The 18,545-nt window shown below is 63.8% G+C and carries 21 protein-coding genes; 11 read left to right on the forward strand and 10 right to left on the reverse strand.

The genetic code is table 11. From position 1 onward, the window contains the following. The 3 genes from CAY82_RS11695 to CAY82_RS11705 form a co-directional block, all read right to left on the reverse strand. The gene (locus tag CAY82_RS11695) at window positions 1–597 is read right to left on the reverse strand and encodes an amino acid synthesis family protein (protein WP_087501336.1); all 597 of its coding nucleotides are present in this window, start codon (window positions 595–597) and stop codon (window positions 1–3) included. Window positions 598–868: 271 nt separating this feature from the next. Then, on the reverse strand, window positions 869–1,909 hold the full coding sequence (locus tag CAY82_RS11700; protein WP_087501337.1) for an LLM class flavin-dependent oxidoreductase: 1,041 nt from the start codon (window positions 1,907–1,909) through the stop codon (window positions 869–871). 75 nt (window positions 1,910–1,984) lie between these two features. Beyond that, window positions 1,985–2,470 carry a flavin reductase family protein gene (locus tag CAY82_RS11705; RefSeq protein ID WP_087501338.1) on the reverse strand — a complete coding sequence of 162 codons (486 nt, stop codon included), beginning with the start codon at window positions 2,468–2,470 and terminating at the stop codon, window positions 1,985–1,987. 317 nt (window positions 2,471–2,787) lie between these two features. On the opposite strand from CAY82_RS11705, the gene CAY82_RS11710 reads away from it, so the two are divergent. After that, a complete protein-coding gene (locus CAY82_RS11710; protein WP_087501339.1) occupies window positions 2,788–4,194 on the forward strand; it encodes a cytosine permease in 1,407 nt (468 codons plus the stop codon). 68 nt (window positions 4,195–4,262) lie between these two features. Here CAY82_RS11710 and CAY82_RS11715 read toward each other — a convergent pair whose 3' ends face one another. After that, window positions 4,263–5,465, reverse strand: a complete 1,203-nt coding sequence (locus tag CAY82_RS11715) for an NAD(P)/FAD-dependent oxidoreductase (protein ID WP_087501340.1) — start codon at window positions 5,463–5,465, stop codon at window positions 4,263–4,265. 258 nt (window positions 5,466–5,723) lie between these two features. On the opposite strand from CAY82_RS11715, the gene CAY82_RS11720 reads away from it, so the two are divergent. Continuing rightward, window positions 5,724–6,263, forward strand: a complete 540-nt coding sequence (locus tag CAY82_RS11720; RefSeq protein WP_087501341.1) for an Rrf2 family transcriptional regulator — start codon at window positions 5,724–5,726, stop codon at window positions 6,261–6,263. 118 nt (window positions 6,264–6,381) lie between these two features. Here the strand turns inward: CAY82_RS11720 and CAY82_RS11725 are convergent, their stop codons facing one another. Next, window positions 6,382–7,293, reverse strand: coding sequence for an AraC family transcriptional regulator (locus CAY82_RS11725; RefSeq protein WP_087501342.1), 912 nt, complete (start codon window positions 7,291–7,293; stop codon window positions 6,382–6,384). 102 nt (window positions 7,294–7,395) lie between these two features. Here CAY82_RS11725 and CAY82_RS11730 point away from each other — a divergent pair, with 102 nt between their 5' ends. The 5 genes from CAY82_RS11730 (at window position 7,396) to CAY82_RS11750 (ending at window position 11,885) form a co-directional block, all read left to right on the forward strand. Then, on the forward strand, window positions 7,396–7,956 hold the full coding sequence (locus tag CAY82_RS11730) for a carboxymuconolactone decarboxylase family protein (protein ID WP_046615469.1): 561 nt from the start codon (window positions 7,396–7,398) through the stop codon (window positions 7,954–7,956). A 99-nt stretch (window positions 7,957–8,055) separates the two neighbouring features. Continuing rightward, the gene (locus CAY82_RS11735; protein ID WP_087501343.1) at window positions 8,056–9,120 is read left to right on the forward strand and encodes an acyl-CoA dehydrogenase family protein; all 1,065 of its coding nucleotides are present in this window, start codon (window positions 8,056–8,058) and stop codon (window positions 9,118–9,120) included. After that, on the forward strand, window positions 9,117–9,938 hold the full coding sequence (locus CAY82_RS11740) for an ABC transporter ATP-binding protein (protein ID WP_087501344.1): 822 nt from the start codon (window positions 9,117–9,119) through the stop codon (window positions 9,936–9,938). Before CAY82_RS11735 ends, CAY82_RS11740 begins: the two co-directional genes overlap by 4 nt. Further along, window positions 9,925–11,130, forward strand: a complete 1,206-nt coding sequence (locus CAY82_RS11745) for an ABC transporter substrate-binding protein (protein WP_087501345.1) — start codon at window positions 9,925–9,927, stop codon at window positions 11,128–11,130. The genes CAY82_RS11740 and CAY82_RS11745 overlap by 14 nt, the downstream gene beginning before the upstream one ends. Then, the gene (locus CAY82_RS11750; protein WP_087501346.1) at window positions 11,130–11,885 is read left to right on the forward strand and encodes an ABC transporter permease; all 756 of its coding nucleotides are present in this window, start codon (window positions 11,130–11,132) and stop codon (window positions 11,883–11,885) included. Before CAY82_RS11745 ends, CAY82_RS11750 begins: the two co-directional genes overlap by 1 nt. A 111-nt stretch (window positions 11,886–11,996) precedes the next feature. Here the strand turns inward: CAY82_RS11750 and CAY82_RS11755 are convergent, their stop codons facing one another. Both CAY82_RS11755 and argC read right to left on the reverse strand, forming a co-directional pair. Next, a complete protein-coding gene (locus CAY82_RS11755) occupies window positions 11,997–12,683 on the reverse strand; it encodes a GNAT family N-acetyltransferase (RefSeq protein WP_087501347.1) in 687 nt (228 codons plus the stop codon). Window positions 12,684–12,762: 79 nt separating this feature from the next. Then, window positions 12,763–13,704, reverse strand: a complete 942-nt coding sequence (gene argC / locus CAY82_RS11760; RefSeq protein ID WP_087501348.1) for an N-acetyl-gamma-glutamyl-phosphate reductase — start codon at window positions 13,702–13,704, stop codon at window positions 12,763–12,765. Between the two features lie 107 nt (window positions 13,705–13,811). Here argC and CAY82_RS11765 point away from each other — a divergent pair, with 107 nt between their 5' ends. Continuing rightward, complete coding sequence (locus CAY82_RS11765; protein ID WP_087501349.1) at window positions 13,812–14,681, forward strand: LysR family transcriptional regulator; 870 nt, start codon at window positions 13,812–13,814, stop codon at window positions 14,679–14,681. Between the two features lie 23 nt (window positions 14,682–14,704). Here the strand turns inward: CAY82_RS11765 and CAY82_RS11770 are convergent, their stop codons facing one another. Both CAY82_RS11770 and CAY82_RS11775 read right to left on the reverse strand, forming a co-directional pair. After that, on the reverse strand, window positions 14,705–14,911 hold the full coding sequence (locus CAY82_RS11770) for a 4-oxalocrotonate tautomerase family protein (RefSeq protein ID WP_061551649.1): 207 nt from the start codon (window positions 14,909–14,911) through the stop codon (window positions 14,705–14,707). A 15-nt stretch (window positions 14,912–14,926) separates the two neighbouring features. Then, the gene (locus CAY82_RS11775; RefSeq protein ID WP_087501350.1) at window positions 14,927–15,661 is read right to left on the reverse strand and encodes an SDR family NAD(P)-dependent oxidoreductase; all 735 of its coding nucleotides are present in this window, start codon (window positions 15,659–15,661) and stop codon (window positions 14,927–14,929) included. A gap of 124 nt (window positions 15,662–15,785) precedes the next feature. Between CAY82_RS11775 and CAY82_RS11780 the strand changes: the two genes are divergently transcribed. Next, the gene (locus tag CAY82_RS11780; RefSeq protein ID WP_087501351.1) at window positions 15,786–16,706 is read left to right on the forward strand and encodes a LysR family transcriptional regulator; all 921 of its coding nucleotides are present in this window, start codon (window positions 15,786–15,788) and stop codon (window positions 16,704–16,706) included. 93 nt (window positions 16,707–16,799) lie between these two features. Further along, complete coding sequence (locus tag CAY82_RS11785) at window positions 16,800–17,072, forward strand: hypothetical protein (protein ID WP_087501352.1); 273 nt, start codon at window positions 16,800–16,802, stop codon at window positions 17,070–17,072. 123 nt (window positions 17,073–17,195) lie between these two features. On the opposite strand, the gene CAY82_RS11790 is transcribed toward CAY82_RS11785, so the two are convergent. Then, complete coding sequence (locus tag CAY82_RS11790; RefSeq protein WP_087501353.1) at window positions 17,196–17,846, reverse strand: TIGR04211 family SH3 domain-containing protein; 651 nt, start codon at window positions 17,844–17,846, stop codon at window positions 17,196–17,198. 204 nt (window positions 17,847–18,050) lie between these two features. On the opposite strand from CAY82_RS11790, the gene CAY82_RS11795 reads away from it, so the two are divergent. Continuing rightward, window positions 18,051–18,530, forward strand: coding sequence for a VOC family protein (locus tag CAY82_RS11795; RefSeq protein WP_087501354.1), 480 nt, complete (start codon window positions 18,051–18,053; stop codon window positions 18,528–18,530). The last annotated feature ends 15 nt before the right edge of the window (window positions 18,531–18,545 follow it).

The following is an 18,545-nucleotide window of genomic DNA, read 5'->3' on the forward strand; positions in this document are numbered from 1 at the left end:
TTATCGAGCGTTGGCCTTTTCGGCAGCCAGTTCTTCCAGGTCGATGTAGCGGTTGCCGATGCGCGGGTGCAGGCGGCCGCCATCGGAGGCGCCCAGGACCACCACGATTTCATCGGCGCGCGGGGCGTCTTCGATCTGCATTTCCAGGGTGATGTAGTGGGAACGCAGGCCCTCGTCGTCCTTCTGCATCATCGGGATCTGGATCGAGGTGCCCGGGCCGCCGCGCTTGTTGGTGAAGCTCAGGTAGCTCTTGGCCTGTACCGCTTCGCGGTAGTGGTTGCCGAAGCGCAGGGTGTGGATCACCGCCGAGGCGTGTTCGATTTCGCCATCGGCGCCGACGACTGCGGCCTTGCCGTAGGCTTCGATCTTGTTGGCGCCGCCGATGGCGGCAGTCAGGCGCTCGACCATCAGGGCACCCAGGTCCGAGCAGTTGGCACGGATTTCCGGCTTCAGATCTTCAACGAAACCGCGACCGGCCCATGGGTTCTTGATCACGACAGCCAGGCCGACCATGGTCACCGGCTTGTCGGTGGCCTTGCCGCCTTCGATGCGGGTCTCTTCGGAGTAGGTGACGATCTTGCGGATTTCGAAACTCATGAGTGGCTCCTGGTAAGGGTTATCAGCTCTTGCTGTCTGATGGTATACCATAATACTTGTTGCGCAAGAGGTGCCTGGAAATTTCTCTTGCGAGGGGACGAAAGGCGCTGTGTATCGGGGTTTTTGTGGCGTTCTGTGCCGGCCTCTTCGCGGGTTCACCCGCGAAGAGGCCGGCACAGGCAACGGATCAATGCCCAAAAAAAACCGCTCACGCGGGCCGTTGGGGCCCACGGGAGCGGGCGCGTCCCGCAATGTTTCAGGCAATGGGAATTCAGGCGAACGCCGGCACCACTTCCTTGATGAACAGCTCCAGCGATTTCTTCTTCTCGGCGTGGGGCAGGCTGTTGTCGCACCAGAAGCTGAACTCGTCGACGCCGAGTTCCTGGTAGTACTTGATACGCGCGATGATCTCTTCCGGCGTGCCGATCATGGTGTTCTTGCGGATGTTTTCCAGCTCGAACGCTGGCACTTCGGCGAACTTCGATTCCGGGCTTGGCTCGAGGAAGCCGTTGATCGGGGTGATCTTGTTGCCGAACCAGGCATCGAAGGTACGGTAGAAGCGCGAGATGGCCTGGGCGCCGATCTTCCAGCCGTCCGGATCGGCGGGGCTGTGCACGTGGGTGTGGCGCAGCACCATCAGTTGCGGGCGCGGTACGCCCGGGTTGTTGTCCAGGGCGGCCTGGAACTTGTTCTTCAGGTCCAGCACTTCCTCGTCACCCTTCATCAGTGGGGTGACCATGACGTTGCAGCCATTGGCGACGGCGAAGTTGTGCGAGTCCGGGTCGCGGGCGGCGATCCACATCGGCGGTACGGCGTTGTAAGGCTTCGGCACGCTGGTGGAAGTGGGGAACTTGTACACTTCGCCGTCATGGGCGTAGTCGCCTTCCCACAGTTTGCGTACCACCGGTACCATTTCGCGCAGGGCCTTGCCGCCGTCGGTGGCCGGCATGCCACCTGCCATGCGGTCGAATTCGAACTGGTAGGCGCCACGGGCCAGGCCCACTTCCATGCGGCCCTTGCTGATCACGTCGAGCAGGGCGCATTCGCCGGCCACGCGGATCGGGTTCCAGAACGGCGCGATGATGGTGCCGGCGCCCAGGCGGATCTTGTCGGTGCGCGCGGCCAGATAGGCCAGCAGTGGCATCGGGCTTGGTGAAATGGTGTATTCCATGGCGTGGTGTTCGCCGATCCACACGGTGCTGAAACCGCCGTTTTCGGCCATCAGGGTCAGTTCGGTCAGGTCTTCGAACAGCTGGCGGTGGCTGACCTGTTCATCCCAACGTTCCATGTGCACGAACAACGAGAATTTCATGGGGCTTTCCTCAACGCTTGAAAGGGGCTGGCGCCTGGCAGGGTAGGCACCAGCGGTCTCGATTCAGAACTGGCTTCAGGCAAAGGCCGGCAGGCTGGCCATCTTGCCGCGGCAGTACACCATCGGCTGTGGCGCCTCTTCGGAGGCGATCAAGTTGTGCACCTTGCCGACCATGATGGCGTGGTCGCCACCTTCATATTCGCGCCACAGCTCGCATTCGATGACAGCGGTGGCGCCGGCCAGGATCGGGTTGCCCAGTTCGCTCATGGACCACTCGATGCCGCTGGCCTTGTCCTTGCCCTTTCTGGCGAAGGCATAGGCCTCGGCCTGTTGTTCACCCGACAGCAGGTGAATGGCGAAGCGCTTCTGCCTGATCAGTACGGGGTAGGAGTCGGAGGCGTAGTTGGGGCAGAACAGTACCAGCGGCGGGTCCATCGACAGGGAGGAAAAGGCGCTGGCGGTCAGGCCGACGACCGAGCCGTCGTCGTCCAGGGTGGTGATGACGGTAACGCCGGACGGGAAGGAGCCCAGAACGTGCTTGTAGACGGTTGCGTCGATCATCTGGTGTACCTCTGAAGGGCTGCGGTGGTCCGCGGTTTTTATCATTGATGTGTCTGATGGTATACCGTAATACCTATTTTGCAAGCGGAATTTTCCAGCCCATGATTTACACGATGAACGGCTCCGGGCCACGTATGCCGTGGGTTTGAGCGTTCAGGAGGTTTGCTGAAGGTGTTGCGCAAGCGGATCAGTGGGCGTTATTTCCTGCGGATCAGCGTTGTCAAAATCATGGAATACCATAATATGGTCTTCAGCTGAGAGGCCGCCCAGATGCGGTTTCCTTACAAAGATAAAAAAGACCTTTCGAGCTGAGTCCAATGTCCCAATCGTCGTCGCATCACCAGTTTGTCGAGAATCACACGGTCGATTACGTTCCACCTGCCGAGCGCCACGGGAAGGTGCGCGACCTGTTCACCCTCTGGTTCAGCACCAATATCGCGCCACTGCCCATCGTCACCGGCGCCATGGTGGTCCAGGTGTTCCACCTGAACCTGTTGTGGGGGCTGGTCGCCATCGTGCTGGGCCATCTGCTTGGGGGTGTGGTCATCGCCCTGGCCTCTGCGCAAGGACCGCAGTTGGGCATTCCGCAGATGGTGCAGAGCCGTGGCCAGTTCGGCCGCTACGGCGCCTTGCTGATCGTGTTCTTCACCGCGCTGATCTATGTCGGCTTCTTCATTTCCAACATTGTCCTGGCGGGCAAGACCATCCACGGCATTACCCCGAGCGTGCCGATGCCGGGCGCGATCGTGATCGGGGCGTTGAGTGCCACCGCCATTGGCGTGATCGGCTACCGCTTCATCCACATCCTCAACCGCATCGGTACCTGGGTGATGGGTTCGGCACTGCTGGCCGGCTTCATCATGATGTTCGCCCAGGAGCTGCCAGCCGACTTCTTCAGCCGTGGCGCGTTCAACCTGTCGGGCTTCATTGCCACCGTGTCGCTGGGCACCATCTGGCAGATCAGCTTTTCGCCATACACCTCCGACTACTCGCGCTACCTGCCGCATGAAGTGGGCATTGCCAAGCCGTTCTGGGCCACCTATTTCGGCGCTACCCTGGGCACCATCCTGTGCTTCAGCTTTGGCGCGGTGGCGGTGCTGTGCGTGCCGGAAGGCACCGATGCGATGGACGCGGTCAGGCAGGCCACCGGCTGGCTCGGCCCGATCCTGATGGTGTTGTTCCTGCTCAACATCATCAGCCACAACGCCCTCAACCTGTATGGCGCGGTGCTGTCGATCGTGACCGCGATCCAGACCTTCATCGCCGAGTGGACACCGAGCATCAAGGTGCGGGTGGTGCTGGCTACGGTGATCCTGGCGGGCTGCGGCATGGTGGCGCTGAATGCCTCGGCGGACTTCATCGGCCAGTTCATCGGCCTGATCCTGGCGCTGCTACTGGTGCTGGTGCCGTGGGCGTCGATCAACCTGATCGACTTCTACCTGATCAAGAAAGGCCAGTACGACATCGCCTCGATCTTCAGTGCCGACGGCGGCATCTATGGCCGCTTCAACCACCACGCGATCATTGCCTATGCCTGCGGCATCCTGGTGCAGTTGCCGTTTGCCAATACATCGCTGTATGTGGGGCCGTATTCCAATATCGTCGAAGGGGCTGACCTGTCGTGGCTGTTCGGCTTGCTGGTGACGGTGCCGCTGTATTACTGCCTGGCGACCCGGGGCACGGCTGCCGGGAAGGCGGGGCGGGTTGTGAGTGTCAATGACTGATAGATTGGCATTGCTGTAACAGGGGCCGCAACGCGGCCCCGGCTATTTCAGCTCACACCTTGCTGCGGTCAGACGATCGCGATCAGTGGGTCTGCAGCGGCCAGTGCCAGGACTCGGTCAGCCGCTGGCGGGTAGATCCACACCGAGTTGATCTGGCGCTTGAGGTCTTTGCCCTCCTGGCCATGCAGTTTCAGTTCGCGCTCCCAACCCTCGCTGTATGCCGCGCCCCATTCGCCCAGGTCCAGACAGGTGACGTACTTGGGCTGGCGGTACACCACCGGTTGCAGGCCGAGCAGGTCGGCTGCGGCGTTGTTGCCGGAGTGGCGGCCCATGGGGATGGCATGCTGGCAGGTCATCAGGGCGTGATTGCCCAACTCATCCACCGCAGCCCAGGCGGTGTCGCCGGTGGCGTACACATGGTCCTGGCCCAGCACCTTAAGGTGGTCGTCCACTTTCAGCCGGCCGAAGTTGTCGCGTTCGCCGGAAACCTGTGCGGTCAACGGGCTGGCCTTGACCCCAACGGTCCAGATCACGGTGTTGCTGGCGATATGGTCGCCGTTGTCCAGGGTCACGCCATCGGCATCGACGGCGACTACCGAAGCCCCGGCCTGCCACTCGACCCCGGCCTGTTCGCAGGCGGCGACGATCGACGGTGTTATACCCGCGCCCAGCGCCGCGCCAACGTGTGCACCGCGGTCGACCACCACCACCCGCAACGACGCACTGGCACCAAGGATGCCACGCAGACGGGCGGGCATTTCCGTAGCAGTTTCAATACCCGTGAAGCCACCGCCGCAAACCACCACGGTGTTGCGTGCAGGCGAAGAGGGCAGGGCGGCCAGGCCGACCAGGTGCTGTTCCAGGCGCATGGCCGATTCGATCTGGTCGACATCGAATGCATGTTCGGCCAGCCCCGGCACCGCCGGGCGTGCGACCTGGCTTCCGGCGGCGAGGATCAGGCGGTCGTAGGCGATCCGTTGCCGGTGCCCCAGTGCATCGGTGTAGCTGACGCTGCGCCCTTCGGTATCGATGCTGTCGGCGCTGCCCGGGATGAAGCGAATGCCCACGGCTTCGAACAGCTCGCCCAGCGGGGCCTTCATGCCGTGCACGTCGGCCTCGTAGAAGCGCGGGCGGATGCGCAGTTCAGGCTGTGGAGCGAGGACGCTGATGCTGACGTCGGCGCGCTGGGCCTGGTCGAGCAGGCGCGCGGCGCTGAGGGCGCTCCAGACACCGGCAAAGCCGGCACCGATGATGAGAATGTTCGATTTCATGGGGGTGCTCCGCAAGGTTCGAAGGGGGCTTCGAGGGCGGGTTGTATGCCTCTCGAATAACTACGACTTTATTGGTCGTAGTTTGTGCGTGCAAGTCTTTTTTACACGAGGACGACACTGCGCACCGCCGTTTCCTGGCCGGAATAGCCGTATTTGTTGGGTTGAATGGATTAAACAGGCCGACCGGCGGAAGCTGTACGCTTTGCGGCCCAGGTACTACGGGCGTATCATTTGCGACAAGATTGGTCGGAGATAGATATGTCGCTCTACAGTGCTGGCGTCGAATACGGTATCCATTGCCTGCTGTTCCTGGTGGACGAGCGGGGCGACTCGCGCGAGTCCAGCGTGCGCGACCTGGCGGAGTTGCAGGGTGTGCCTCAAGAGTACCTGGCCAAAGTCTTCACCAAGCTGGCCCGTGCCGGGCTGGTGGCCGCCACCGAGGGCGTGCGTGGCGGCTTCCGGCTGGCGCGGCCGTCGGACGAAATCACCGTGCTGGATATCGTCAACGCCATCGACGGGCCGAAGAAGATCTTCGACTGTCGCGAAGTTCGCGAGCGTTGCAGCCTGTTCGAGGGGGCGCCGCCGGGTTGGGCGACCGAGGGCACCTGCGCGATCCATGCGGTGATGCTGGGGGCGCAGAAGCGCATGGAAGAGGCCCTGGCGCAGCAGACCATCCTTGATCTGGCGCGGCGGTTCGGGCGCAAGGCGCCGGCCGAGTTCGGGCAGAAGGTCAATGCCTGGATGGGAGAGCGGCGGGAGGGTAAGGGAGCAGGGGATATTCCGGTCAGCCAGGTCTGAATCTGTTGCCTGCACCGGCCTCTTCGCGGGTAAACCCGCTCCCACAGGGGCATCACAATCTCTGAAACTTGTGGGGTACCTGTGGGAGCGGGTTTACCCGCGAAGAGGCCAGTCCAGGCTAACGCCCCTCATGCTCTCGCCGATACGCCCCCGGCTGCACCCCCATCGCCTTGGCAAACGCCCGGGTAAACGCCGCCACCGATTGATACCCCGCCTGCGCCCCCACCTGCTCCACGGTATGCCCCGCCCGCAGCAACTGGCTGGCATGGCGCATGCGCAACGCCAGCAGTACTTGCCCCGGCGACTGTCCGGCCAGTTCATTGAAGCGCTTGAAAAACGCTGACCGCGACAACCCGGTGCAGGCAGCCATGCTTTCCAGCGTCCATGCTTGCCCCGGTTGCTTGATCAACTGCTCCAGCAGCCCGGCAAACGCCGGTTGGCGGGCGAGGGCGACCAGCCCGCCCAGCGGTTGCCCGGCGTGCACCTGCTGGCGCAGCACATACAGGAACAACAAATGCGTCAGCCGCTCCAGCAACGCCTGCGACGGCCCGGCGGCGCGACGGCATTCCTCCAGGATCAGCTCGAACAACGCCCGTGCCGCATGCCCTGCCGGCTCATCGGCGCGCAGCAGTATCCAGTCGGCCAGGCCGTCGACGATCAGCGCCGACAAGCCCGGCTTGAAGTGGAAGAAACCACACACCAGCCCCACGCCATCGACCGCCTCGGTATCCATGGCCTGCATGCGCTGGCGCGGCTGGGTGCAGGCACTGGCCGGGTCCTGGTCACTGGCCAGGCGATAGCCGAGGTCGCGCAGCAGGAATACCGCATCGCCGGCCTCCAGGCGCAGTGCCTCGGGGTGGCCGTCGATATGCAGCCAGCAATGCCCCTGCACCACCAGGTGGAAACTGGCCCGGCCCATCCCTTGGGTGCTGGCGTGCCAGCCGCCGCAGTAGCGGCCCACATGGAACAGGCTGGCATCTAGCTCCAGACCCTCTAATAACCAATCGACAAGGTGGCTGGACGAAATCATCTAATGCAAAGACTCAAGAGCAAGGAAAGGCGACTGATGAATATGGAGGGTAGTTCTTATAACCAACAGACTGTAGGGACACCCATCAAAGGAGACCACTCCATGTCCTCGCGCATTACTTTACACACGCTGCAGAGCGCCCCGGAAGCGGCCCGTCCGTTCCTCGAGAACGCGCAGAAGAACTCCGGCTTCATCCCCAACCTGCTGGGCGTGCTGGCCAATGCCCCGGCGGCACTGGAAACCTACGTGACCGTTTCGGCACTCAACGGCAAATCCGAACTGAGCCTGGCCGAGCGTGAAGTGGTGCAACTGATTGCCGCCACCCAGCATGGCTGCGACTTCTGCGTGGCCGGCCACACGGCCGTGGCTCTCAACAAGGCCAAGCTGCCGCAGGAGGTGGTCGATGCACTGCGTGCTCGTGGCGAGCTGCCCGATGCCCGTTATGAAACCCTGGCCGCGTTCGCCCGCGAAGTGATCGCCACCCGTGGCAATGTCAGCGAGGCCACTTACCAGGCCTTCCGCGCGGCCGGCTTCAGTGAAGGTAACGCGCTGGAGGTGATTCTGGGCGTGAGCCTCGCAACCCTGTGCAACTTTGCTAATGTGTTCGCCCAGACGCCGCTCAATGACGAGCTGGGCAAGTACCGCTGGCAACCTTCTGCATGAACCGCGTGTGATACCGGTCGTAGCGCGATCGTTGTAGGAGCGGCCTTGTGCCGCGAATGGGCCGCCAAGCGGCCCCGGCGTTTTCAAAGGAGCAAGACCATGCAAGATTGTGCATTTCGACACTGGCTGGATGCCAATGCCGAGGCCATTGACCGGGGCCAGTGCGAGCCGCAGCTGGTGCTGGCGCAAATCGCCGAATCGCAGCTGCTGCGTGTCGGTGTCGACCCGGCCTTGGGCGGCACGGGTGGGCAGGTGACCGACGCGGTCGAGGCCATCGCCGCAATCGCCAACCGCTCGCTGGCAGCGGCGTTCGTCTGCTGGGGCCAGCGCGCCTTCATCGAATACCTGTTGCACAGCCCCAACCAGCCCCTGCGTGAGCAGCTGTTGCCGCGCCTGCTGACTGGCGAACTGGCCGGCGCTACCGGGCTGTCCAACGCCATGAAGTTCCTTTCCGGCATCGAAGCGCTGCAGGTGCGTGGCCGCCCGGCAGCCGATGGCTGGCAACTAGAGGGGCGCCTGCACTGGGTGACCAACCTGCGTAAAAGCGGTTTTGTGGTGGCTGCGGCTATCGAAGACGAAGGTGGTGGCGCGCCGTTCGTGCTGGCCATTCCGTCCGACGCACAAGGCCTGGAGCGCTCCGACGACCTGCAACTGATGGGCCTGCAGTCGAGCAACACTGCGGCACTGGCCTTCCACCAGGTGCAATTGCAGCGTGGCTGGTTGCTGCACGAAAATGCCCGCGAGTTCCTGCCCCGGGTACGCCCGGCGTTCCTGGCGCTGCAATGCGGCATGGCCATTGGCCTGGCGCGAAGGGCGCTGGCGGAAGTTCAGGCACACCTGCATGGGCGTGCCTCGTTCCTCGACGAAGCACGCCAGGTGCTTGGCGAGCGCCTGGAAAACACCGTGAGCGAGCTCAAGCAGGGCCTGCTCGATGGCCGCTTCCAGCAGCAGCCTGCAGCCTTGTTCAAGTTGCGCATCATCCTGGCCGAAAGCGCTGCCGACGCCGTGCAGCTGGAGTTGCAGGCCAGTGGTGGCAAGGCCTACCTCAGTGAGTACGGTGAGGGCTTTGCCCGCCGCTGGCGCGAGTCGGCCTTCGTGCCGATCGTCACGCCCAGCCTGGTGCAACTGCGTGCCGAACTGCAACGCCTGGCGGGGGCGGCATGAGCCCAGTGTTGCTCGAAGTCCGCGACATCAGCCTGGGCTACCCGCGCGAGGGTGGCTGGCAGGCGGTGCTGGCGCAGTTCGACCTGCAACTGGCCCCCGGCGAAGTGGTGACCATCCTCGGCCCCAGCGGGGTCGGCAAGTCCAGCCTGCTACGGGTATTGGCCGGCCTGCAGCAGCCCCGCAGTGGCAGCGTGACCCTGCACGGCCAGCCGCTGCAGGGCCCGCACCCACGCTTGGCGGTGGCCTTCCAGGACCCGAGCCTGTTGCCCTGGTTGAGCCTGGAGAAGAACGTCGCCTTCGGCCTGGATTTCGCCCGCCAGCCCAAACTGGCCGCTGCCGAACGGCGCGCACGCATCGACCATGCGATTGCCGCCGTGGGCCTGGCCCATGCCCGCGGCCAGTACCCGGCGCAGTTGTCCGGCGGCATGGCCCAGCGCACCGCGCTGGCCCGCTGCCTGGCGCGCCAGCCCGAAGTGCTGTTGCTCGACGAGCCGTTCGGCGCGCTGGATGAAGTGACCCGGGCCGACATGCAGCAACTGCTGCTGCAACTGATCGCCACCCACAACACGGCGGCGGTGCTGATCACCCACGATATCGACGAAGCCCTGCTGCTGTCCGACCGGGTCCTGCTACTGGGCAACCACCCAGCGCACGTCCTCGGTCAGTGGCACATCGACCTGCCGCAACCACGGACGCAGCGGGTCGAGGAACTGGGCGCCTTGCGCATCGAAATCCTCAAAACCCTTCGGCGGGCAAGCCGCACAGTCGAACCTACCTCAACCCCGTTGCCCTCGGAGGCTGTCCATGTGCATGGATGACTGCTGTTCCACTTCTTCGCGTCGCGATTTCCTCAAACTCGGCGCCATGCTCACGGCCGCCGGTGCACTGCCTTTGCTGTCGAGCCTGCAGGCCCGTGCAGCCGCCGAGTCGGACGCGCCGGTGCGTATCGGTTACCTGCCGATCACCGATGCCACGCCGCTGCTGGTGGCGCACAACAACGGCCTGTTCGAGGCCGAAGGCATCAAGGCCGAGCGCCCGGTGCTGCTGCGCAGTTGGGCGCAGGTGATCGAGGCGTTCATCTCCGGTCAGGTCAACGTCATCCACCTGCTGTCGCCGATGACCGTGTGGGCCCGCTACGGTAGCAAGGTGCCGGCCAAGGTGGTGGCCTGGAACCACGTGGGCGGTTCAGGCCTGACAGTGGCCCCGGATATCAGCGACATGAAACAGCTGGGCGGCAAGACCGTGGCCATCCCGTTCTGGTACTCGATCCATAACGTGGTGCTGCAGCAGATGCTCAACGACAACGGCCTGACTCCGGTCTCGAAGCCAGCCAATGCGCCGCTGGCCGGCAACGAAGTCAACCTGCTGGTGCTGCCGCCGTCCGATATGCCGCCGGCGCTGGCCAGCAAGCGTATCGCCGGCTATATCGTCGCCGAGCCATTCAACGCCCTGGCCGAGAACCTCAAGGTCGGTCGCGTGCAGCGCTTTACCGGCGATGTGTGGCGCAACCACGCCTGCTGCGTGGTGTTCATGCACGAGCACGACCTGAACAACCGCCCGGAATGGTCGCAGAAGGTGGTAAACGCCATCGTCAAGGCCCAGCACTGGACCCGCGGCCATCGTGCCGAGGCCGCCGCGTTGTTGTCCAAGGCCGGCCCCAACAAGTACACCCCGCATGAACCCGCGGTGCTGAGCAAAGTGCTGGCCCCGGCTGTAGAGGACCGTGCCGGTTATATTGCCAGCGGCGCCATTCGCCACCAGCAGTGGGACGAAAAACGTATCGATTTCCAGCCTTACCCATTCCCCAGCTACACCGAAGAGCTGGTCAAGCGCCTGAAGACCACCCTGATCGAGGGCGACAGCGCGTTCCTTGCCGGCCTGGACCCGGCACAGACCGCCCGCGACCTGGTCGACGACCGCTTCGTGCGCAACGCCATCGCCTCTGTTGGCGGGCCGTCGGTGTTCGGCATCGCTGACAATTTCGAGCGTAGCGAGGAGTTTGCGGTCTGATGCGCACGCATGTCGTTCATGCCGGCCTGGGGCTAGCCGGGTTGCTGGGTTTGTTGCTGTTGTGGTGGGCCGGTGTAGCGGTGTTCGGCCAGGCCGATGGACTGTCGGCACGCTTTTCGCCGGCCGCGACTCTGGCCAGCCTGTTCGATTTGTTGGGGCAGGGCGAGGTCTATGGGCATATCTGGGTCAGCCTCAAGCGAATCCTGGTCGGGCTGCTGCTGGCACTGCTGATCGGCGTACCGCTGGGCTTGCTGGTGGGCAGTTACCGGCACCTGGAGGCGGCGACCACGCCGGCGTTCCAGTTCCTGCGTATGATCTCGCCGCTGTCGTGGATGCCGGTGGTGGTGATGCTGATGGGCGTGGGGGACCAGCCTATCTACTTCCTGCTGGCGTTTGCGGCGTTGTGGCCGATCTTGCTGAACACGGCAGCCGGGGTAAGGCAGCTGGACCCACGCTGGTTGCAGTTGAGCCGCAGTTTGAGTGCCACGCGCCGGGAGACCTTGTGCAAGGTGATCGTGCCCGGCGTGATCGGCCATGTGCTGACCGGCGTACGCCTGGCCATCGGTATTCTGTGGATTGTGCTGGTGCCGTGCGAAATGCTCGGGGTGAGTGCGGGGCTAGGGTACTTCATTCTCGATACCCGCGACCGGCTGGCGTATTCCGAACTGATGGCGATGGTGCTGCTGATCGGGGTGCTGGGGTTTGTACTGGATGCCCTGGCGCGTGGGCTGCATCGGCGTTGGGTGCATGGCTGAGGGGCCAGTGGGGCATCTTCGCGGGTAAACCCGCTCCCACAGGGACATCATCGGGCCCGAGAGCGGCGGGATACCTGTGGGAGCGGGTTTACCCGCGAACAGGCCCTTGGATCAATGCACGGTCTTGCGCTGCCGTACACACTCCCGGGCCTGAGCGGTCAGTTCGTCCAGCCGCTCATCCCGCATCTGTTCCGCTTCGATCATCGCATCCTCACCCTGCTGGTTGAGCAGGTAGGTATGGATCTGCATCACTTCCGCCGTCTGGTAGATCGGCGCAATATCCAGCCGCCCGATCAGCGCGCCGCTAGCCCGCCCGGTACTGCTCATCAGGACCTGCGGCCCATTGGCGGCCACCACCTGCATGCCCATCGCCTCGAACCACGGTACCTGGCTGGCAAAGGCATTCAGCTCGACGCAGGCATGGCGTGCCTGCAGGTCGCCCAGCAGGGCGCGGGCGATGCCCTGGCGACGATGGCTGGCGCGCACGGCGAGGAACGCCAGGGCGCACGCCTGGTCATCGTCCTCGGCCGGCAGTGACAGGGCGAACCCCAGCAATTGGTCCGGTGCCTCGGCATCCAGCGCCAGGGTCAGCGTCACGGCCAGGCCGCGGGTGCCGTCCAGTGCTTGCAGGTACTGGTGCACCTCCATGCCGACGCCATACTGGTACAGCGGGTACAGCGGGTTGTCGGCGCTGATGGCGACACTGCTCAGTTCGCCGACATTGTGGATCACCAGTTCGCGGATCTGGTTCTGGAAAGATTCAGGCGGCACGCTGTCGAGGCGGCTCAGGATGAACATCGGGGTGCGGGCTCCGGCGGGTGGATGGACGGCCCGCGCCGTGCGGGCGCGGGCTGCACAGTCTAACCGGTTTTGCCGATCAGCCTTGTACCTGCAATGCACCGAGCATCAGGTCGAGGTTCTGCACCGCCGCACCGGAGGCACCTTTGCCAAGGTTGTCGAACACTGCGGTCAGCAGCACCTGGCCATGCTCAGGGTTGGCGTAAAGCGCCAGGCGCAGGTCGTTGCTGTCGTTCAACGCCTCGGGGTCGAGGTTCGGCGCTGCGCCGTGCTGGTGCAGGGGCATCAGCTGGACATGGCGGGCACCCTGGTAGTGCTGCTGCAGACAGGCCTGCAGCTGTTCGGCACTGACCTGGCCGGGCAGCAAGCGCAACTGCAGCGGGATGCTCAGCACGATGCCTTGGCGGTAGGCACCGTAGCCGGGCATGAACATCGGCCGCGCCGACAGCCCGGCGTGCTGCTGGATTTCCGGCACGTGCTTGTGTGCCAGCTCCAGGCCGTAAAGTTGCAGGGCCGGGGTTTTGCCGGCGGCGGGCTGTTCATGCCGTTCGACTGCGGCGCGGCCACCGCCGGAATAGCCGGAGATGGCGTGGATGTTCAGCGGGTAATCCGCTGGCAGCAGGCCGGCCTTGACCAGTGGGCGCAGCAGGGCGATGGCGCCGGTGGGATAGCAGCCGGGGTTGCTGACGCGCTTGCTGTGCGCGATGCGCTCGGCTTGCTGCTCGTCAAGCTCCGGCAGGCCATAGACCCAGCCTGGGCTGGTACGGTGCGCGGAGCTTGCGTCGATCACCCGCACCTGCGGGTTGTGGATCGCCGCCACGGCCTCGCGGGCAGCATCGTCGGGCAGGCACAGCAGCGCGATGTCGGCATTGTTGATTGCCTCGCGGCGGCGGTGCGGGTCTTTGCGCTCGGCTTCGGGCAGGGTCAGCAGGCGCAGATCGCTGCGGCCTTGCAGGCGGGCATGGATCTGCAGGCCGGTGGTGCCTTGGTCACCGTCGATGAAGACAACAGGGGTGTGCATGGTCAAAGTCCGATCGGGGAGGGATGGCCTATGCTCGCTTGTGGCTCTGGTAAAGAAAATTTGAATATGATGATCAAGATATTCATCTTTCCTGAACGAGTTGGCCCATGCGCGAAATCAGCCTCGATCGCCTCCGCACCCTGGTGGTCATTTCAGACCTGGGCTCCTTTGCCGAAGCCGCCCGCCAGCTCAACCTGGCACCGCCCACCATCAGCCTGCACGTGGCCGAGCTGGAGGCGCGCATCGGCGCCTCGTTGCTTACCCGCACCCGCGGCCAGGTGCGGCCCACGGTCATTGGCGAAACCCTGCTGGCCCGTGCCCGCCGCCTGCTGGCCGACGCCGACCTGGCGCTGGATGAAGTGCGTCGGCAGGTTGAGGGCCTGACTGGTCGGGTGCGCCTGGGCGCTTCCACCGGTGCAATCGCCCACCTGCTGCCGCAGGCGCTGGAGCACCTGCGTACGGTGCACCCGGGGATCGATGTGCAGGTACAGGTGCTGACCTCTCAGGCTTCGCTTGCACGTTTGCGCGAGGGTACGCTGGATATCGGCCTGGTGGCCTTGCCGCAGGTGGCCGGCAAAGGACTTGCGGTCACCCCCTGGCGGCGCGACCCGATCCTGGCCTACGTGCCGGCCGACTGGCAGCCGCCGGCCAGTGTCACGCCGGCCTGGCTGGCGCAGCGGGCGTTGATCCTCAACGACAGCAGCACCCAGCTGTCGCGGGTGACCGGCGAGTGGTTCGCGGCAGCGGGGTTGTACCCAGAGCCGCGAATCGAGCTGAACTACAACGATGCGATCAAGAGCCTGGTCGGGGCCGGGTATGGGGCGACGTTGTTGCCGCAGGAGGGGGAGGCAGCGGAGCTGGACCGGCGCATTGCCCGACGGCCACTGCGGCCGGGGTTGTGGCGGCAATTGGGCATTGCCTGCCGGGAGCGAGCCACGGGGTATGTGTTGCAGGCGTTGGAGCGGTTGCGCCAGTAGGGGCCGAACAGCGGCCCCAGGTTTCAACCCCGCTCTCGGGCCCGCACAGCGGTCACTGTTTCTCCGCCGACCCCCCAGTTATCGGTCGGCACCTCCTCGATCACCACAAAGGTACTGGCCGGCGGCTTGCCCAGCACCTGCTGCAGCATGCGGGTCGTCTGTTCGATCAGCTGGCGCTTGTGCTCGGCGCTAACCCCTTCATCGGTCACGCGAATATGAACATAAGGCATGATTGCAGCTCCTCTTCAATGCCAGGTGCCAGCGGTGCTACCGCCATCCACCGGCAGGATCACGCCGCTGACGAAGCGTGAGTCGGCCAGGTACAACACCGCATCCACAACATCCTGCGGCGAGCCGGTGCGGCCACTGGGTGACAGTGCGCCCAGCCCCTGCACATTGCCGCCATGCAGTGGCGTATCGATGATTCCCGGTGCCACGGCATTCACCTGCACGCCGCTGGCTGCCATTTCCAGCGCCAGGCCTTTCACCGCCTGGTTCAGGCCGCCCTTGACCAGTACCGGCAGCAGGGCCGGCACGCGGGTGTCCGGTTGCAAGGCGATGGAGGCGGTGATGGCGATGATCTGCCCATGCCCCTGCCGGGCCATGATTCGCGCCGCTTCCTGGGCCGGGTAGAAGAATCCCTTGAGGTTGGTGCCGACCAGGGCATCGACATCCGCTTCGCTGTACTCGGCAAACGGCTTGGCAATGAAGATGCCGGCGTTGTTGATCAGCAGGTCGACTCCGCCAAAGGTTTGTACAGCACTGGCGAACAGGCGCTGCGCTGTATCCGGTTCGGCGATATCGCCAGCTACGCCGATGAAGCGCGAAGGGTTACCGAGGCGGGCGGCGGCTTGCTCCAGGCGGGCCTGGCTGCGGGCATTGCCGACCACGTTGTCGCCGCGTTCGAGGAAGGCCTCTGCCAGGGCAAAACCCAGGCCGCTGGAGGCCCCGGTGATGATGACGGTACTTGGTGTGTTCATGTACATGATCTCCAGTGAAGTGAGCCATGGGCTCGGTGTGGAGCCACTGTAGGTTGCAACTAACACTTGAAAAATGAGGTAAAGCGCATTTCAATCGATACATCATGTAATTAATCGAGCTGTCATGACCCGCCATTTCGATGATCTGCAACTGGGCAGTCTGGAGCTGTTCTGTCTGGCCGCCGACAGCGGCAGCTTCACTGCCGCGGCCACGGAGGCCGGCGTTACACCGGCGGCAGTCAGCCGCAGCGTGGCGCGCCTGGAAGAGCGCCTGGGCGTGCGTCTGTTCGTCCGCACTACCCGGCAGATGCGCCTGTCCGCAGCGGGCCAAGCCTATTACCAGCAATGCCGGCAGGCGCTGGGGCAACTGGTCGAGGCCGAGCGCCAGGTCACGGGTGGGCAGGTCGAGCCAAGCGGCCGCCTGCGCATCAGTGCCCCCACGCCCTATGCCCACCACCGCCTGTTGCCGCTGCTGCCGCGTTTTCGTCAGCGCTACCCGAAGGTGCAGGTGGATGTGCATGTCAGCAACCGCAACGTCGATTTCGCCGAGGAACCGTTCGACCTGGCCATTCGTGGCCGCGAGCCGGCCGATTCACGGCTGGTGGCGCGCCGCCTGGAAGATGCCGAACTGGTAGTGGTGGCCACGCCGGCCTACCTGGCCCGTGCCGGCACGCCACAAACACCGCAGGATTTGCTGCAACATGAGTGCATCCAGTTCGAAATACCCAGCAGTGGCCGCCGCCCACCGTGGAGTTTTCGCCAGGATGGCCAGCAGGTGGAGATCGAAACCCAGGGAGCGTTCACTTGCCTGGGCGATTTCCTGGCTACCGCTACGCTGGTGCGCCATGGCGGCGGGCTGATGCAGGCTTATCGCTTTACCGTGCAGGACGCACTGGCCAATGGCGAACTGGTAGAAGTGCTCGCTGAGTTTGGCGGGACCTCGCGGCCATTCACGCTGATCTACCCTCAGGCCCGGCACATGCCGTTACGGGTGCGGGTGTTCATCGATTTCCTGTGTGCGCAAGCCGGCCTGCCGTTGGGCTGAAACGGTACGCTGCAGGTATTGGGCAACTATGCTTCTGGCTGCGTCAGGCCTCATGTACCTCGACGACCCCAAGGTTTTCCAGGAGAACGCTCCATGAAATCCACGAAATGCATACCCTTGCTGGTGATTGCCTCGGTCCTCAGTTTTGCCGCACACGCAGACCCTGCGAGCAACTGTGCGGCCAAGATCAAGGAGCTTGAGGATTTCGACAAGGCCAGTGGCCAGGCAATGCATGGCGGTATGGCCCATGACTTCAAAGTTCACTTGCAAAATGCCAAGGATGCTCAGAGCAAGGGAGATATGACTCAGTGTCAGGCCTCGGCGGACCAAGCCAAGACTATCTACAACAAGGCACGTAGCAAGTAAGCCCTTGCTGGCCTCTTCGCGGGTAAACCCGCTCCTACAGTATCTCCAACAGGCTCAAGGCCAGCGTGGTTACTGTGGGAGCGGGTTTACCCGCGAAGAGGCCAGCGCAGGCTGGCGCCGTCTTCAGAACCAGCGATCGTTCTTCCTGCGCCCACGGGTCAGCGACGGCAGGATCAGCCCCGCCAGCAAGCCCGCGCCGGCAATGCTGCCGCCATACACCATGTAGCGCATCATCACCTGCTTGTTCTCGTCCCCCAGGCGTGCCTGGGTATCGCGCAGCTCCGACTGGCTCTGGTCGAGCTGTTCATTCAGCGCCTTGTTGCGTGCTTCAAGTTCGTCGATCAGCTTCTTGCGTGAATCGAGAGTTTCCTGCATGCCCTGCACGCGGTTCTTCCAGCTGTCGTCGATGTTCTTCAATTGCCCGGTCAGGTCCGCGACCTGGGCATCGAGCTGCGGCAGGCGCTCGCCCTGGCCTGGCACCGACTGCAGATCGTTGCTGAGAATCCACACCACATCGCCGTTCTGCCCGCGCACCTGGCTGTAGTTACCCTGGCTGCCAATCAGGGTCAGCTTCTGCCCGGACTTGAGCGTACCAACGATGCGGTGGCCATCGGTCGGGCCGCTGCGTACGTAGGTGCTCAGGCTGTCGCTGACCCAGCGTGCATCGCTGGCAGGCTCTTCGGCGTGCACGGGGGCGGCAAGGGTCACCAAGGCGGCGATCAGGCCGCCGTGCAGGGCAGTGAGGGCGAAAGCAATCGGGCGGGAATCGGGCATGTCGGGTCTTCGCGGAAACAGGAAAAAAGTAGGCCCGGTGACTGGGCCGATGAACCGGTCGGTGAGTTGACCGTCAGCGAAAGACCGTTTTTTTGTCAGCAGGTTCACTACCTGATATCGGAAATGTCTGCAGGATGTTGCATGGCTCCAAGCGGTGACACCGTACTAGACTCAGAGGTTCACACTCTTTCATGGAGCAAGACCATGACTGCCAAGAACACTATCTGCCTCTGGTACGACAACGATGCCGAGGAGGCTGCCAATTTTTACGCCAGCATCTTCCCTGACAGCAGAGTGATTGCCGTACACCAGGCACCCGGTGATTATCCATCCGGCAAGCAAGGTGACGTGATTACCGTGGAGTTCAGCGTGATGGGTATTCCCTGCGTGGGGCTCAATGGCGGCAAGGCCTTCACGCACTGCGAGGCTTTTTCGTTCCAGGTCAGTACCGAGGACCAGGCCGAGACCGACCGCTTGTGGGATGCCATTGTCGGCAACGGCGGCGAGGCCAGCGTCTGCGGTTGGTGCAAGGACAAATGGGGGATTTCGTGGCAGATCACCCCGCGTATCCTCATCGAAGCCATCAGCCACCCCGATCGGGCGGCGGCCAAGCGGGCATTCGACGCCATGATGCAGATGGGCAAGATCGAGGTGGCGAAAATCGAGGCAGCGTTGAAGGGCTGATGCCAGTCCGTTTTC

Origin of the sequence: Pseudomonas sp. SID14000 (assembly GCF_002165135.1) — a bacterium.
Taxonomy (GTDB): domain Bacteria; phylum Pseudomonadota; class Gammaproteobacteria; order Pseudomonadales; family Pseudomonadaceae; genus Aquipseudomonas.

Bases quoted from the DNA above. Each gene is read 5' to 3' on its own strand.
- CAY82_RS11695 (WP_087501336.1), bottom strand. From the start codon at position 597: ATGAGTTTCGAAATCCGCAAGATCGTCACCTACTCCGAAGAGACCCGC.
- CAY82_RS11700 (WP_087501337.1), bottom strand. From the start codon at position 1,909: ATGAAATTCTCGTTGTTCGTGCACATGGAACGTTGGGATGAACAGGTC.
- CAY82_RS11705 (WP_087501338.1), bottom strand. From the start codon at position 2,470: ATGATCGACGCAACCGTCTACAAGCACGTTCTGGGCTCCTTCCCGTCC.
- CAY82_RS11710 (WP_087501339.1), top strand. From the start codon at position 2,788: ATGTCCCAATCGTCGTCGCATCACCAGTTTGTCGAGAATCACACGGTC.
- CAY82_RS11715 (WP_087501340.1), bottom strand. From the start codon at position 5,465: ATGAAATCGAACATTCTCATCATCGGTGCCGGCTTTGCCGGTGTCTGG.
- CAY82_RS11720 (WP_087501341.1), top strand. From the start codon at position 5,724: ATGTCGCTCTACAGTGCTGGCGTCGAATACGGTATCCATTGCCTGCTG.
- CAY82_RS11725 (WP_087501342.1), bottom strand. From the start codon at position 7,293: ATGATTTCGTCCAGCCACCTTGTCGATTGGTTATTAGAGGGTCTGGAG.
- CAY82_RS11730 (WP_046615469.1), top strand. From the start codon at position 7,396: ATGTCCTCGCGCATTACTTTACACACGCTGCAGAGCGCCCCGGAAGCG.
- CAY82_RS11735 (WP_087501343.1), top strand. From the start codon at position 8,056: ATGCAAGATTGTGCATTTCGACACTGGCTGGATGCCAATGCCGAGGCC.
- CAY82_RS11740 (WP_087501344.1), top strand. From the start codon at position 9,117: ATGAGCCCAGTGTTGCTCGAAGTCCGCGACATCAGCCTGGGCTACCCG.
- CAY82_RS11745 (WP_087501345.1), top strand. From the start codon at position 9,925: ATGTGCATGGATGACTGCTGTTCCACTTCTTCGCGTCGCGATTTCCTC.
- CAY82_RS11750 (WP_087501346.1), top strand. From the start codon at position 11,130: ATGCGCACGCATGTCGTTCATGCCGGCCTGGGGCTAGCCGGGTTGCTG.
- CAY82_RS11755 (WP_087501347.1), bottom strand. From the start codon at position 12,683: ATGTTCATCCTGAGCCGCCTCGACAGCGTGCCGCCTGAATCTTTCCAG.
- argC (WP_087501348.1), bottom strand. From the start codon at position 13,704: ATGCACACCCCTGTTGTCTTCATCGACGGTGACCAAGGCACCACCGGC.
- CAY82_RS11765 (WP_087501349.1), top strand. From the start codon at position 13,812: ATGCGCGAAATCAGCCTCGATCGCCTCCGCACCCTGGTGGTCATTTCA.
- CAY82_RS11770 (WP_061551649.1), bottom strand. From the start codon at position 14,911: ATGCCTTATGTTCATATTCGCGTGACCGATGAAGGGGTTAGCGCCGAG.
- CAY82_RS11775 (WP_087501350.1), bottom strand. From the start codon at position 15,661: ATGAACACACCAAGTACCGTCATCATCACCGGGGCCTCCAGCGGCCTG.
- CAY82_RS11780 (WP_087501351.1), top strand. From the start codon at position 15,786: ATGACCCGCCATTTCGATGATCTGCAACTGGGCAGTCTGGAGCTGTTC.
- CAY82_RS11785 (WP_087501352.1), top strand. From the start codon at position 16,800: ATGAAATCCACGAAATGCATACCCTTGCTGGTGATTGCCTCGGTCCTC.
- CAY82_RS11790 (WP_087501353.1), bottom strand. From the start codon at position 17,846: ATGCCCGATTCCCGCCCGATTGCTTTCGCCCTCACTGCCCTGCACGGC.
- CAY82_RS11795 (WP_087501354.1), top strand. From the start codon at position 18,051: ATGACTGCCAAGAACACTATCTGCCTCTGGTACGACAACGATGCCGAG.